The 12948-nt window shown below is 38.6% G+C and carries 12 protein-coding genes and 1 pseudogene; 8 read left to right on the top strand and 5 right to left on the bottom strand.

Annotation, left to right across the window (positions count from 1 at the left end; genetic code table 11):
* Positions 1–78: 78 nt before the first annotated feature.
* Together PVV68_RS05680 and PVV68_RS05675 are read right to left on the bottom strand one after the other, a co-directional pair.
* Positions 79–1704: an ABC transporter substrate-binding protein gene (locus PVV68_RS05680; RefSeq protein WP_273720964.1), complete on the bottom strand. Its 1626-nt coding sequence runs from the start codon at positions 1702–1704 to the stop codon at positions 79–81.
* Positions 1705–2624: 920 nt separating this feature from the next.
* The gene (locus PVV68_RS05675; RefSeq protein ID WP_273720963.1) at positions 2625–4256 is read right to left on the bottom strand and encodes an ABC transporter substrate-binding protein; all 1632 of its coding nucleotides are present in this window, start codon (positions 4254–4256) and stop codon (positions 2625–2627) included.
* A 901-nt stretch (positions 4257–5157) separates the two neighbouring features.
* On the opposite strand from PVV68_RS05675, the gene PVV68_RS05670 reads away from it, so the two are divergent.
* The gene (locus PVV68_RS05670; protein ID WP_273720962.1) at positions 5158–5298 is read left to right on the top strand and encodes a hypothetical protein; all 141 of its coding nucleotides are present in this window, start codon (positions 5158–5160) and stop codon (positions 5296–5298) included.
* Positions 5299–5353: 55 nt separating this feature from the next.
* Positions 5354–5635: a DUF6460 domain-containing protein gene (locus tag PVV68_RS05665; RefSeq protein ID WP_273720961.1), complete on the top strand. Its 282-nt coding sequence runs from the start codon at positions 5354–5356 to the stop codon at positions 5633–5635.
* Between the two features lie 21 nt (positions 5636–5656).
* Here PVV68_RS05665 and PVV68_RS05660 read toward each other — a convergent pair whose 3' ends face one another.
* The 3 genes from PVV68_RS05660 to PVV68_RS05650 form a co-directional block, all read right to left on the bottom strand.
* On the bottom strand, positions 5657–6466 hold the full coding sequence (locus tag PVV68_RS05660) for a TIGR02186 family protein (protein ID WP_273720960.1): 810 nt from the start codon (positions 6464–6466) through the stop codon (positions 5657–5659).
* Positions 6467–6468: 2 nt separating this feature from the next.
* The gene (locus tag PVV68_RS05655; RefSeq protein ID WP_273720959.1) at positions 6469–7389 is read right to left on the bottom strand and encodes a sulfite exporter TauE/SafE family protein; all 921 of its coding nucleotides are present in this window, start codon (positions 7387–7389) and stop codon (positions 6469–6471) included.
* Between the two features lie 165 nt (positions 7390–7554).
* Positions 7555–8364: a hypothetical protein gene (locus PVV68_RS05650; protein ID WP_273720958.1), complete on the bottom strand. Its 810-nt coding sequence runs from the start codon at positions 8362–8364 to the stop codon at positions 7555–7557.
* A 528-nt stretch (positions 8365–8892) separates the two neighbouring features.
* On the opposite strand from PVV68_RS05650, the gene PVV68_RS05645 reads away from it, so the two are divergent.
* From PVV68_RS05645 to PVV68_RS05620, 6 genes and pseudogenes are all read left to right on the top strand, one after another.
* Positions 8893–9639, top strand: coding sequence for an electron transfer flavoprotein subunit beta/FixA family protein (locus PVV68_RS05645; protein WP_273720957.1), 747 nt, complete (start codon positions 8893–8895; stop codon positions 9637–9639).
* A gap of 52 nt (positions 9640–9691) precedes the next feature.
* Entirely contained in the window at positions 9692–10612 is a 921-nt protein-coding gene (locus tag PVV68_RS05640) for an electron transfer flavoprotein subunit alpha/FixB family protein (protein ID WP_273782722.1), read from the top strand.
* Between the two features lie 3 nt (positions 10613–10615).
* The gene (locus PVV68_RS05635; protein ID WP_273782720.1) at positions 10616–10774 is read left to right on the top strand and encodes a hypothetical protein; all 159 of its coding nucleotides are present in this window, start codon (positions 10616–10618) and stop codon (positions 10772–10774) included.
* Positions 10771–10929, top strand: a complete 159-nt coding sequence (locus PVV68_RS05630) for a hypothetical protein (RefSeq protein ID WP_273720954.1) — start codon at positions 10771–10773, stop codon at positions 10927–10929. Before PVV68_RS05635 ends, PVV68_RS05630 begins: the two co-directional genes overlap by 4 nt.
* Positions 10926–12587: an electron transfer flavoprotein-ubiquinone oxidoreductase gene (locus tag PVV68_RS05625; protein WP_273720953.1), complete on the top strand. Its 1662-nt coding sequence runs from the start codon at positions 10926–10928 to the stop codon at positions 12585–12587. Before PVV68_RS05630 ends, PVV68_RS05625 begins: the two co-directional genes overlap by 4 nt.
* A 42-nt stretch (positions 12588–12629) precedes the next feature.
* A pseudogene (locus tag PVV68_RS05620) lies at positions 12630–12931 on the top strand (4Fe-4S dicluster domain-containing protein); the annotation flags it as partial.
* Positions 12932–12948: the final 17 nt, after the last annotated feature.

The raw sequence follows: 12948 nt of genomic DNA, 5'->3' as shown, positions 1-12948 counted from the left end.
TAAGGTTTTTCAACCATAGAAAAAACACCGAAGTTATCAGGATAACACTTTTAGAATTTATAATCTTCTAAGACAGATTTATTTTTCAATGGCATTATAAAAAATACGTGGTGTACTATTCCATACCCATTGTTTAATACGAGGTGTCATAGCTACAACATTATATTTCTGAAAGATAAAAGCATAAGGTCCTTTTTGCATAAGTTCACGCTGCAAATCAGCATAGATTTGTGCCCGTTTCTGTGGATCTTTTTGAAACAATGCTGCCTCTACCTTTTTATTCATAGCCTCATCCAAATAGCCATGACACCAACTAAGGTGGGCTGTATTTTTCGCCTCAAACCGATTATCAGGATTGTAAACAAGACGTGAAGCCATGGAATGAGGATCCGCAGAGTCATTATTCCATCCAACAAAAATCGTATCAAAAGCACGCGCAGAAAGTTTTGAAAACAACTGTGCACCTGCTAAACGTTCAATTTTAAGATGCACGCCTACCTTTTTTGCATTGTCTTGAATAGACTGAGCAATGGGCAAAGCATAATGAGAGCTTCCTATTAAAAAATTAACCTCAAAGCCTTTCGAATAACCTGCCTCTGTCAAAAGCTGTTTGGCTTTTTGAAGATCCAGTTTAAAGGGCTGCCCTTCTTTTTCATCCAAAGCTCCAAAATTACCAAGAGGAATAAAACTTGCCCGTGGAACACCAACACCTTTGAGAAGAGTCTTGCCAAGAGCCTCATAATCAATAAGATAGCGCATCGCCAAACGCACTTTTTCATTGGCAAAAATAGGATTTGTCGTGTTGAATCCCCATATCATTACGGTAGGCTCCAACACTCTTTTTACCTTAATATCTGTTGTTGCTTGGAGATCTGCAAGATCCTCAGGTCTCAAATCACGAGCAACATCGATATCACCTTTTTGCAACAATAAGCGTTGTGTTCCAGACTCCGCAACATGGCGAATGAGAATTTTTTTCAATTTAGGTGCTTTCCCCCAATAATGAGCACTTGCACGCAATAAAATAGCCTCTCCAGGACGCCAACTCGCCAAGTTATAAGGACCAACACAAGCAGCATGACTCGCCAAATAACGATTACCCACATCACTATTTTTTTCATGTTTTATAATGGTCTCACGATCAAGCAAAGCAGTAGCGTGACTCGCAACAATATTACTAAGGAGAATCTCTACGGGATAAGGCTTATCAAATTTCATTACCACCGTTTTCTCATCCGGTGCTTGAAGAGCAGAACCCATGTTCTGTTCTGTAATACCATATTCATGAAAGAGCTCTTCTCTAGCCAACTTCAACTTAATAATCCGCTTCATACTCCAAACAAGATCATGGGCATTCGCAGGCCGACCGTCATTAAACTTCAAACCATCACGCAAATGAAAAGTAAGCACTGTCTTCTGATCATCACTTGAAACATCCCAATGCGTTGCCAAAGAGGGAATGACTTTTGTTGGATCATCTCTAACAGTATCAACCAAATTGTCACAAACATTGAGAACAATTTCAGTTCCATAAACGTTGTTGATCTGCGCAGGATCAAAAGTACTGATGCCATCAATATTCCAAGCCATCACGAGGGTATCGGCAGGTGTTTTTGCTGAAACGTGTTGTGCAAACATCGCCAATGCAAGAACAGCAGAAACAAAAGAACTGCTTCCTTTTAATATTTTTCTTTTTAAACTCATCAAATTTTCCTTTTAAAATTTATTGTACAAACGCCCCATGCGACAACAACACGCAAAAATAAAAAGATTAGTTTTTGGAATAAGCCCCCCTAGAGAAAAAGCATCAAAACTCTCAACAGCAGTAGCCACTCATCCCCTCCGAACACAGATAGGCTAAAGCAAAATATACAACAGAAAACAATCACCTCCTATGCGATGAGTAACACCACAAGTGACAAGATCTCTTACCGATATCACAACATCTATAATTCGAAGTATATCAAGCAAAGATTTCTTGTTTACTTCATCAAACAGGCTTTCTTTTTCAAACGTCTTCCTGCTCTTTTCTGAAAAGAGTGACCACAGCACCACCTTCAGTTGATTTAAAAACCTCAATAACAAATTGCTATTCTGAAAATTCTAAAGAACTGAGTGCTCATAGCGCTTCCTTCTCTCTTTCTTTAAGGAGAAATCTAAGCTTCTCTATGAATCCCCCCAAAAACACTCTCAGCACCTTATCTTCTTTTAAGAAAAGAGGGTATAATTTAAAGCATGCCCCCCCAGTGACCTAACATTCCCCCACGCCCCTGCATACAATCAAATTTTTCCTCAACAACACATTTTAAAGCCCCCCACTCTTTCAAAAACACCAAATTTTGCACTGTTTATTGTGCCTGCTTTGTTGCGTTTGTCCTGCCAATCAGCAAATGATTATTTTTTCAAAAAGATTGAAATGTTCAACCATAATACCTACGCACATATGCTTTGTCGAGGTGAATAACCTCTTTGTGAAATGGGCTACCTTGAAATCCCGTTCTCTCGCTGGCATATTGCTTCGCTACCGATGAACTTCGACATATTGCAGCGATTTTTCAACCATAGGCAAAACGTCGAAGCTCTCATGATCACGCTTTTAGAATTTACAATGTTCTAAGACACACTTATTTTTCAATGGCACTATAAAAAATACGTGGTGCACTATTCCAAACCCATTTTTTCACATCAGGTGTCATAGCGATAATATTATATGTCTGATAGATAAACGCATACGGACCTTTTTGCATAAAATCACGCTGCAAATCAGCATACATCTGCGCCCGTTTCTGTGGATCTTTCTGAAACAATGCTTCCCTCACCTTTTTATTCATCTCTTCATCAAAATAGCCATGACACCAACTAGGATAGCCCGTGTTTTTAGCCTCAAATCGATTATCAGGATTGTAAACAAGACGTGAAGCCATCGTATAAGGATCTGCAGAATCGTTATTCCATCCCATAAAAATTGTATCAAAACCACGTGCATAAAGCTTTGAAAACAACTGTGTTCCTACAAAATTTTCAATCTTAAAATGCACACCTACCTTCTTGGCATTGTCTTGAATAGACTGAGCAATAGGCAAAGCAAAAGGATAAGGAGATTTTCCGGCATAAATATTAGCCTCAAAACCATCCGGATAACCTGCTTCTGTCAAAAGCTGCTTAGCTTTTTGAAGGTCAAGTTTAAAAGGTTGCCCCTCTTTTTCATCCAAGGCACCAAGATTACCAATGGGAATAAAGCTTGCCCGTGGAATACCAACATCTTTAAGAAGAGTCTTTCCAAGTGTTTCATAATCAATAAGATAGCGCATTGCCAAACGCACTTTTTCATTGGCAAAAATAGGATTTGTCGTATTAAACCCCCACATGATCACAGATGGGGTCAATCTTTTCTCAATCTTAATATCTGTTGTTGCTTGGAGATCTGCTACATCCTCTGGCATCAAATTACGTGCCACATCGATATCGTGTTTTTCCAACAATAAACGTTGTGTTCCAGGCTCGCCAATATGACGAATAAGAATCTTCTTCAATTTGGGTGCCTCTCCCCAATAATGGGAACTGGCACGCAACAAAATCGCTTCTCCCGAACGCCAGCTTTCTAACTGATAAGGACCAACACAAGCGGCATGGCTTGCCAAATAGCGATTTCCCATATCACCATCTTGTTCGTGTTTCATAATTGTTTCACGATCAAGAAGAGCAGCAACACGAGTAGTAAGAATATGCCCAAGGATGATCTCTGCTGGATAAAGCTTGTCAAATTTCATCACCACCGTTTTTTCATCTGGTGCTTGCAGAGTAGAATCAACATTTTGTTCTGTAATACCATATTCATTAAATATTGCCGCTGCAGACAGCTTCAATTTGACAACCCGCTTCATGCCCCAAACAAGATCATGAGCACCAGCAGTACGGCCATCATTAAACTTCAAATCATCGCGCAAATGAAAGGTAATCACCGTACCCCCACCTTCATTTGAAACATCCCAACTCTTTGCCAAAGAAGGAGCTATTTTAGCTGAATCATCTGTAGCGGAATCGATGAGGTTATCACAAATATTGGCAACGATTTCATTTCCATAACGTTCATTGATCTGTGCCGGATCAAAAGTCTCGATTGAATCGATGTTCAAAGCCATCACGAGAGTATCAGCAGGTGTCTTTGCTGACACTTGTTGTGCAAACATCCCCACTGCAAGAACAGCAGAAATAAAAGAACTGCTCCCTTTTAATATTTTTCTTTTTAAACTCATCAATTTTTCCTTTTAAAATTTATGTATAAATTCCCCATGCAACAATAGTGCGCAAAAAAATAAGTAAATCAGACTGAGAAAATACACCCCCTTAATAAATATTAAAATCTTTAACAATAACCACTCGTCCCTCCCAACACAACTAAACGAGATTAAGATATGCAACAGAAAATGATCTGATCATAATGAGTAACACCACACATGACAGCATCCGTGCTAAATCACAACATCTATAATTTAAAGCACATCAGGCAAAGACTTCTTGTTTGCTTCAGCAAATTTCCTCTTAATGATTTTTAAAAAAGTTATCAAAATATCATCCCCTCGATTCAAAAACTTCAAGAATAATTGACTATTTTTATAATCCTAAAGAAGAGTTTGCAAACCATAACTCTTTACCTCCTTCTGCAGAAGAAAATTTGAGTTTTTCCATGAAATCCCAAAAAGAACACTCTCCAGCCTTATCCTCTTTTAAGAAAAAATGGCGTAGTCTAAAGCACGAAAACAATAGTGACCTGATATTCCTTCCCCCTGCATACAATCAACTTTTTCTTCAACAACACATTTCAAAACCCTCTGCTTTCAAAACACTGAATTTCTTTCCACTTATGCTGCTTGTTTTTGTTGCATTGGTCTTTCTAATAAACAAATAACTATTTTTTTACAAAAGTTGAAATACTTAGATATAATACCTATATATACAGGTCCTGTCGAGATGAATAATCTCTCTTTGGAATAGGATGTCTTGAAATCACATTCTATACACAACACATTGATTTGTTATGGAATCTTCGACGTACTGAAAATTTTTCATCCTCATGTAAAACGTCGAAACATTATGACATTTCCCCATAAATTCATGAGAAACTAAAGAATATCCATTAAAAGTGAAAGGAATATTATGAAGATACCTCGAAAAATGCCAACAGAACACGAGCGTGTTTCAGAAACCAGCACGAAGGTTACCCCCGTATTACAAGGTGGTAAACTCGAAAGAGAAGTAAGGAAAAATAATAAAAAAAGTATTATTTCTTCTTTGTAATGATAACACCATTATATTATGCAACAATAGGATAATATATTTGAAAGTATAAAAAATGAACAAAAAGCAAAAGTGGGCCAATTCTCTTCATAGATTTCTTGGAGGGACATTAGGGCGTGTTGTTCTAAAATTGCTCATCCTTTCCTTCCTCGCTGGCATTATCATGAACTTTCTTGGCTGGACACCTGAGAGTCTTGTACAGAAAATGATAAAGTTTTTAAAATCTCTCTGGGAAACAGGCTTTATAACCCTTACAAATCTTTCTTATCTGACCATGATGGGAGCCATCATTGTTGTGCCTATTTTTCTCATCTTACGCATCCTTGAAAAAAAATAAAGAACTGAAGGTTCTTCTTCGCTAATCTTTTCGGAAAATCAAGCGACATAAGCAGCCTGTACTAATAGCCACAATTACAGCAACGATACCATAGAGCAAGCTATGCTTGTGCGCTACATGAAAAATTGTATAAGTAATTTGTGCTTTAACGATTTCAAGAGTTGTCGTTGTGCTGTCAATAAATTGCCCATTACGAAAAAGATAAGCACGAACCTGATAATGTCCAACAGGCGTATTGGCTGGCAAACGAAAATGTGCTGTGAAAAGTGCACCAGAACCAAAATGAACACCGCCCTCTTCCTCATAATAAAGATTTTTGGCTTTTTGTAATTTTATAAGCTCGTCACGAAAAATTTGTATTTTCTTTTGATCTTGTTCATCCGTCGGCAAGTATAAAGAAGATAATCCAAGCCCTAAACGTTTATAATCTTCAGCGCTTGTAATATCATCAATCTCACGCGTTGTGACCATAGAATAAAAGAGAGGAACATTTTTAAAAATAAGGGAATCTGCATTAACCCAAACACCAGCATTACGTTTCTTTTCTCGCATCACCATTGTCCGAGCTGGTCCCTCTAAGCTCACAATAATATCATAAGGATTTTGTCGAGAATATAAAGGATCGATATTTTCCAAAACACCAGCAATATACAGATCACGACCGTCGAAATGTGCATCAACTGTAATCCTATTTGTTGTTACAATAACTTGGATAGTTTCATGATCAACGGGATCAATGTACGCAGCTTTTGCGCCGATATGTGACCAAGCAGAAAAAGAAACAACACAAAAACAACCTGCAATGATGCATAAAGAAAAGAATCTACCCATTTTTATCTCATCAAAATATCCAGAGAGAAAAGATTATCAGGGCGTATAAATAATTGAAATGCAAGACGCATACATACAATCAACACCAAAAATGCAAGAGCCATACGCAACTGTTCAGCCTTTAACTTTCGTCCAACCCGTGTTCCATATTGCGCCCCAATACTACCACCAAGCATCAACAAAAAAGCTAACACGATATCAACGGACTGATTAGTCACACTTTGCAAAACTGTGGTAAAAGAAGATACAAATGTAATCTGAAAAAGTGATGTTCCAATCACCACACTGGTTGGAACGCGCAGAAGGTAAATCAATGCCGGTATCATAAAGAATCCGCCACCAATTCCCATAATAGAGGACAACAACCCAACAATGAGACCAATCGCTAAAACTGGAATAATGCTCACATAGATCATAGATGTGCGAAAACGCATTTTTAATGGCAATCGATGGATCCAATTATGTTTGCCAGCAAGACGAACATGGATTTTTTGTTCCTGACGCCGACGCACCATATCGCGCCAGCTTTCAATAATCATTAAACTTCCAATACTGCCAAGAAGAACCACATAAAGAAGTGAAATCATCAAATCTAATTGTCCTAATTTTTTCAAAACAGAAAAAATCTGAATCCCAATGACAGAGCCAACGCCCCCTCCAATTGCCAAAAGAATACCAAGTTTGATATCAAGAGTACGCCTTCTAAAATGTGTAATTGCTCCCGTCACAGATGATGCAATCATCTGATTAGCACCTGTTCCAACAGCAATAGCAGGAGGGACATTATAAAAAATTAATAGAGGCGTAATAAGAAAACCACCACCAATACCAAAAAGACCTGAAAAAAAACCAGCGACGACTCCCATACCAATCAAGATCAGCATGTTGAGAGACATTTCAGCAATTGGCAAATAAATACTCACTTATAAAACCTTCAAGATAATTTGAGTTTTTTAGATAATTCGAGAGCTCCTCTCCAATAAGCCTCTTCTTCACTTGTTTTTATCGCGTATTTAAAAGGATAATTCAAAATGCCACACATACCTTCAGAAAATAAAGAATGCGCAACATATCTCATAGCACTTAACCTAATAAAAATGAAAAGAAACAGCTCCTTTGAAAAATCCATAAAAACATAACGTTATCGCTGTCATAAATGCAATGATTAAAAAACACCAAAAAAAACTTTTAAGAGAAGAAGAGAAAATCTTCTGAGGTTTCACATTTAAGGAATACGTACAACCATCCTCAATACAAAGACCCGATACTTGAACATCAGAGTTCTTTTCTTCTCTGGTAGAATGCTCTACAAGCTCCTCAACCTCTTTTGAAAAAGGGATTATAGTGTCATTTGGCAAAGAGTTTTTATTCCCTTTTTGTAACACATTTTCAAAATTTGTTTGGCTTGCAGTTATATTGTTTTGTTTTGAACAGCTTGGTGTCTCTTGGAGCAACGAGCATTCTTCTCCCCCCTCCCCAGCCATATTAGCAAGCTTTTGCACAACAGAATCAAGTGATTTTGAACGCGCCATACGCTGGGTCACCATTGCTGCTTCTAGGCTATTCTTTTCTTTCTGCAAACTCTGAACAAGTGTTTTAATTTGCTCTAGATACTCAAAAAGCTTTTTTTCTTTTTGGCGACGAATAGAGTGCTCAGCCAAAATTGCCCGACTAATATCATCCAAGTAAGATTTTAAACTCTCTTCGACAAAACTTTGTGCTGTTACAGGACGAGGAATATTCTTCATTTGCATTTGTGCATAAACAGAGCGTAATTTTTTAGCAATATCGGACATCGTTACTTCAGTAGAAGTTTCCATCTTCTCTTTTTGCTCCACAACAAAAGAAGAAGGATTGTCTTGCTTAACCTGCTTTATAGTCTGACTTTTCGTATTCAAAATACGCTACCCCTCACTATGTCTATAAACGCTACGCTTTATTCATTTTTTGCAGAATTGCACAAATCAGAAGACAGTATGTTCTATTTTAGTAAATAGAGCTTTAAGAATTTGCAAAAACATCTCAATGAGTATCTTTGATTTTCCTGTTCTCACGATTTAAACAGACAAAATATTCTTCCATGATAAATCACCATACGGAACGAAAAAAGGATATTTTCATTTTGTTATTATAAGACCATTTACTCTTCTGTATTCCTTTTATTTTAAGTTCTCTTACAACTGTTTCAAAACCATCATGAAGGCATTTTCTTGAAATAAATGCGCATTGTTTTTACTTTTTATTCAAATGAAGAGGGCAATTATGAAAACGCATAAAAAAGAGATGAACAACAGTGATAAAAGACATAAGCCGACTCAAGCAAGCGTCTATAATGAGAAAAAATATAAGGAGATTTCGTTCTAAATAATTTGGTTTCTTACCATTATTACTATAAACTCGTGCTCATACAAATGAAGAGGATTATTATGAAGATAATTGTCGCTGTCAAACGTGTTGTGGATTATAACATCAAGATACGCGTCAAACCCGATGGTACAGGCGTTGATCTGTCCCATGTCAAGATGTCTATGAACCCTTTTGACGAAATTGCTGTAGAAGAAGCAATCCGGCAGAAAGAATCTGGAAAAATTTCAGAAGTTGTTCTTGTTTCAATTGGACCAGAAGCAGCACAAGAAACTTTACGCACAGGACTTGCCATGGGCGCTGACCGCGCACTGCTTATAACGACAGAAAAAACTCTTGAACCCTTAGCAATTGCTAAGATTCTCAAGGTCATTGTTGATGAAGAGAAACCAGATATGGTTTTTTTGGGGAAACAAGCTATTGATGATGACAGCAATCAAACTGGACAAATGCTAGCAGCTCTTCTTGGTTGGGGACAAGCAACTTTTACCTCAAGCCTAAACCTAGAAAATGGATACGCAACTGTTATCCGTGAAGTAGACGATGGTACGCAAACTCTTTCTCTACCCCTCCCCATGGTCATGACTGCTGATTTACGCTTAAACGAACCGCGTTATACTTCGCTGCCCAATATCATGAAAGCAAAAAAGAAAAACATTGAAAAAAAAATGCTTTCTGAGCTTGGCATAGATACGCAAGCGCGCTTAACAGTCCTAAGCGTTGAAGAGCCAAAACCGCGCCAATCTGGTATTAAAGTGGCTAACGTAACAGAGCTAGTCAATGCACTAAAACAAACAAATCGCATTTAATAGTCTATAACCAATAGATTAAAAAACACATTGTATAAAAGGGCAAAAACTTATGGCAATTCTTTTATTAGCCGAACAAAATACAGAGGAAACCGCAAAAGCGCTCACCGCCGCGCGCGCAATGAGCGATGATATTGATATTTTGGTTTGTGGAACAAAGGTCCAAGTTACAGCCGAAAACAGTGCTAAACTTGCTGGTGTACGACAAATTCTTGTTTCTGAAGCTGATTATTTAGCCCATCAACTTGCTGAACCTATAGCAAATACCATTGTCAAATATGCGAAGGATTATGATGTAATCATGGCTGCCTCTACCAGCACCGGCAAAAATGTCATGCCGCGTGTGGCTGCTCTTCTTGATGTTATGCAAATTTCAGACATTATTGCGGTTCTTGCACCTGATACCTTCAAACGCCCCATTTATGCAGGAAATGCACTTGAAACTGTACGCACCAATGATCATCAAAAGGTTATAACCGTTCGTGCAGCTTCTTTCCCACCAACCCCCTTCCACAATAACACTGCTCCCATTAAGACAATAATACCAGCCCCCAATCCCAACCTTTCTTCTTTTATAGAAGCAGAAACCAATAAAAGTGACCGCCCTGATCTTACCTCAGCACGTGTTATTATATCAGGTGGGCGTGGACTTGGTTCACAAGAACAATTTATGGCACTCCTTCTCCCCCTTGCAAATAAACTAGAAGCGGCCTTAGGAGCTAGCCGCGCAGCAGTTGACGCTGGCTATGCTCCTAATGATTGGCAAATTGGACAAACCGGAAAAGTCGTTGCTCCTGAACTCTATATAGCCGTTGGCATTTCCGGTGCAATCCAGCATTTAGCCGGTATAATGGATGCGCAAATTATTATTGCCATTAATAAAGATGCAGAAGCTCCCATCATGCAAATTGCTGATTATGCCCTTGTCGGTGATCTTCACCAAATTATTCCAGAGTTGGAGAAAGCTTTATAAGCCATGAATGTACCTTTGCATCATCAACGTGAAAGCATGGAAGTTGACAGTGTGATTATTGAAGCAGAACAAGCAGAACTTCTCTCCATAAAAATTGCCCAATATCTGCAGCTAATCTTCACCAAATTATGCCAAAACGGAAGAAAGCTTTATAAGCCATGAATGTACCTTTGCATCATCAACGTGAAAGCATGGAAGTTGACAGTGTGATTGTTGAAGCAGAACAAGCAGAACTTCTCTCCATAAAAATTGCCCAATATCTGCAACTAATCTTCACCAAATTATGCCAAAACGGGAGAAAGCTTTATAAGCCATGAATGTGCCTTTGCATCATCAACGTGAAAGTATGGAATTTGACATAGTGATTGTTGGAGCAGGACCAGCAGGACTTTCTGCCGCAATTCGTCTAAAACAGATCAACCCCGAACTTTCTGTGACAATCGTTGAAAAAGGTACAGAAGTTGGTGCACATATTCTCTCTGGAGCAGTTGTTGACCCCATCGGCATTGATACGCTCTTACCAGAATGGAGAAATGAACACGATCATCCCTTTAAAACGCCTGTTACCAGTGATCAGTTTTTTTTTCTAAAGCCAACACACGCTACATTATTTCCCAATATTTTTCTCCCTAAAATCTTATCAAATGATGGGTGTTACATTGTTTCACTTGGGAGTGTTTGCCGTTGGCTAAGCAAGAAAGCCGAAGCGCTTGGTGTTGAAATCTATCCTGGTTTTGCCGTATCACAAACCATAGAGAACGATAATGGAGCCATCATTGGTGTTCTTACAGGGGATATGGGACTGAATAAAGACGGAACTCCTGGGGAAAATTATATGCCTGGTATGGCTTTATTAGCAAAATATACTCTGATTGCAGAAGGGGCACGTGGTTCCCTTGCAAAACAACTGATACAGAAATTTGATCTGAGTAAAAACCGTGAACCACAAAAGTTTGGTCTCGGTCTCAAAGAGCTTTGGGAAGTTGATCCCCAAAAACATAAGCCTGGTTTAGTGCAGCATTTTTCCGGCTGGCCCTTAGACAATGACACTGGTGGTGGTGGTTTTCTTTACCACCAAGAAAACAATTTAATTTCTGTCGGTTTTGTTGTGCACTTAGATTATAAAAATCCTTATCTCTCTCCCTTCGAAGAATTTCAACGTTTCAAAACACATCCCAAACTCTATGAAATTTTCAAAAGTGCAAAACGCCTTTCCTATGGAGCACGCGTCATCAGCGAAGGTGGTTGGCAGTCTGTACCCAAACTGACCTTTCTAGGTGGAGCACTTATTGGCTGTGCTGCTGGTTTTGTCAATGTCCCTCGCATCAAAGGATCACACAATGCCATCTTATCTGGCATATTAGCAGCCGATAAAATCGCGATAGCTCTGGCACAAGGCCGCGCCCATGATGAAGTCAAAGAAATCGAAGAAGATTGGCGCAAAAGTCCCATTGGCAAAGATCTTTATAAAGTGCGCAATGCCAAACCACTCTGGGCAAAATACGGCACAAAATATGGAATCAAACTTGCCGGTTTTGATATATGGTGGCAACAGCTGTTTGGATTTTCCTTATTCAAAACGCTCTCCCATGGAAAAGCAGATTATGCATGTCTTGAGCCAGCCCCAAATTTTCAACCCATTGCTTATCCCAAACCAGACGGGATCGTAACCTTTGATCGTCTCTCCAGTATCGCACTTTCGAATACACACCATGAAGAAAACCAACCTTGCCATTTAAAAATAGCCTCATTAGAAAAACAAAAAGACTCTGAATATGCAGTCTATGGAGGACCTTCTAGCCGCTATTGCCCTGCTGCTGTTTACGAATGGCTAGAGCATAATAATTCCCCAACCTATGTTATCAATGCTTCAAACTGTATACATTGCAAAACCTGCGATATTAAAGACCCCAATCAAAATATCAATTGGGCCTGTCCGCAAGGCAATGAGGGACCACTTTATCTCAATATGTAATCATTGTTCATCCTTCTCAAAGCCAGCTTTCCAATATTACGCTTGTCTCATACGCACCATAAAGAAAACCAACTTTACCATTTTAAAATAGCCTCATGAGAAAAACAAAAAGACTCCGAATAGGCAATCTATGGAAGACTGCTACCTGCTATTTCCCTACCGCTATCTACGAATGTCTAGAGTCTAATGATTGTTAGGCTTATGTTATCAACGCCTTAAACTGCATACATTGCAAAAACTGCGATATGAAAGATCCCAATCAAAATATCAATTGGTCCCATTCACAAGGTAATGAGGAACCACTTTATCTCACTATGGAATCATTGTTCATTCTCCTAAGATGAAAATCTATAAATCTAGT

The organism is Bartonella sp. ML69XJBT (assembly GCF_028618515.1).
Taxonomy (GTDB): domain Bacteria; phylum Pseudomonadota; class Alphaproteobacteria; order Rhizobiales; family Rhizobiaceae; genus Bartonella.
The sequence above is the reverse complement of the archived record's forward strand: the minus strand, read 5'-3'. Positions and strand labels throughout refer to the sequence as shown.

Coding starts and splice junctions, on each gene's coding strand:
- PVV68_RS05680 (WP_273720964.1), bottom strand. CDS start 1,704: ATGAGTTTAAAAAGAAAAATATTAAAAGGAAGCAGTTCTTTTGTTTCT.
- PVV68_RS05675 (WP_273720963.1), bottom strand. CDS start 4,256: ATGAGTTTAAAAAGAAAAATATTAAAAGGGAGCAGTTCTTTTATTTCT.
- PVV68_RS05670 (WP_273720962.1), top strand. CDS start 5,158: ATGAAGATACCTCGAAAAATGCCAACAGAACACGAGCGTGTTTCAGAA.
- PVV68_RS05665 (WP_273720961.1), top strand. CDS start 5,354: ATGAACAAAAAGCAAAAGTGGGCCAATTCTCTTCATAGATTTCTTGGA.
- PVV68_RS05660 (WP_273720960.1), bottom strand. CDS start 6,466: ATGGGTAGATTCTTTTCTTTATGCATCATTGCAGGTTGTTTTTGTGTT.
- PVV68_RS05645 (WP_273720957.1), top strand. CDS start 8,893: ATGAAGATAATTGTCGCTGTCAAACGTGTTGTGGATTATAACATCAAG.
- PVV68_RS05640 (WP_273782722.1), top strand. CDS start 9,692: ATGGCAATTCTTTTATTAGCCGAACAAAATACAGAGGAAACCGCAAAA.
- PVV68_RS05635 (WP_273782720.1), top strand. CDS start 10,616: ATGAATGTACCTTTGCATCATCAACGTGAAAGCATGGAAGTTGACAGT.
- PVV68_RS05630 (WP_273720954.1), top strand. CDS start 10,771: ATGAATGTACCTTTGCATCATCAACGTGAAAGCATGGAAGTTGACAGT.
- PVV68_RS05625 (WP_273720953.1), top strand. CDS start 10,926: ATGAATGTGCCTTTGCATCATCAACGTGAAAGTATGGAATTTGACATA.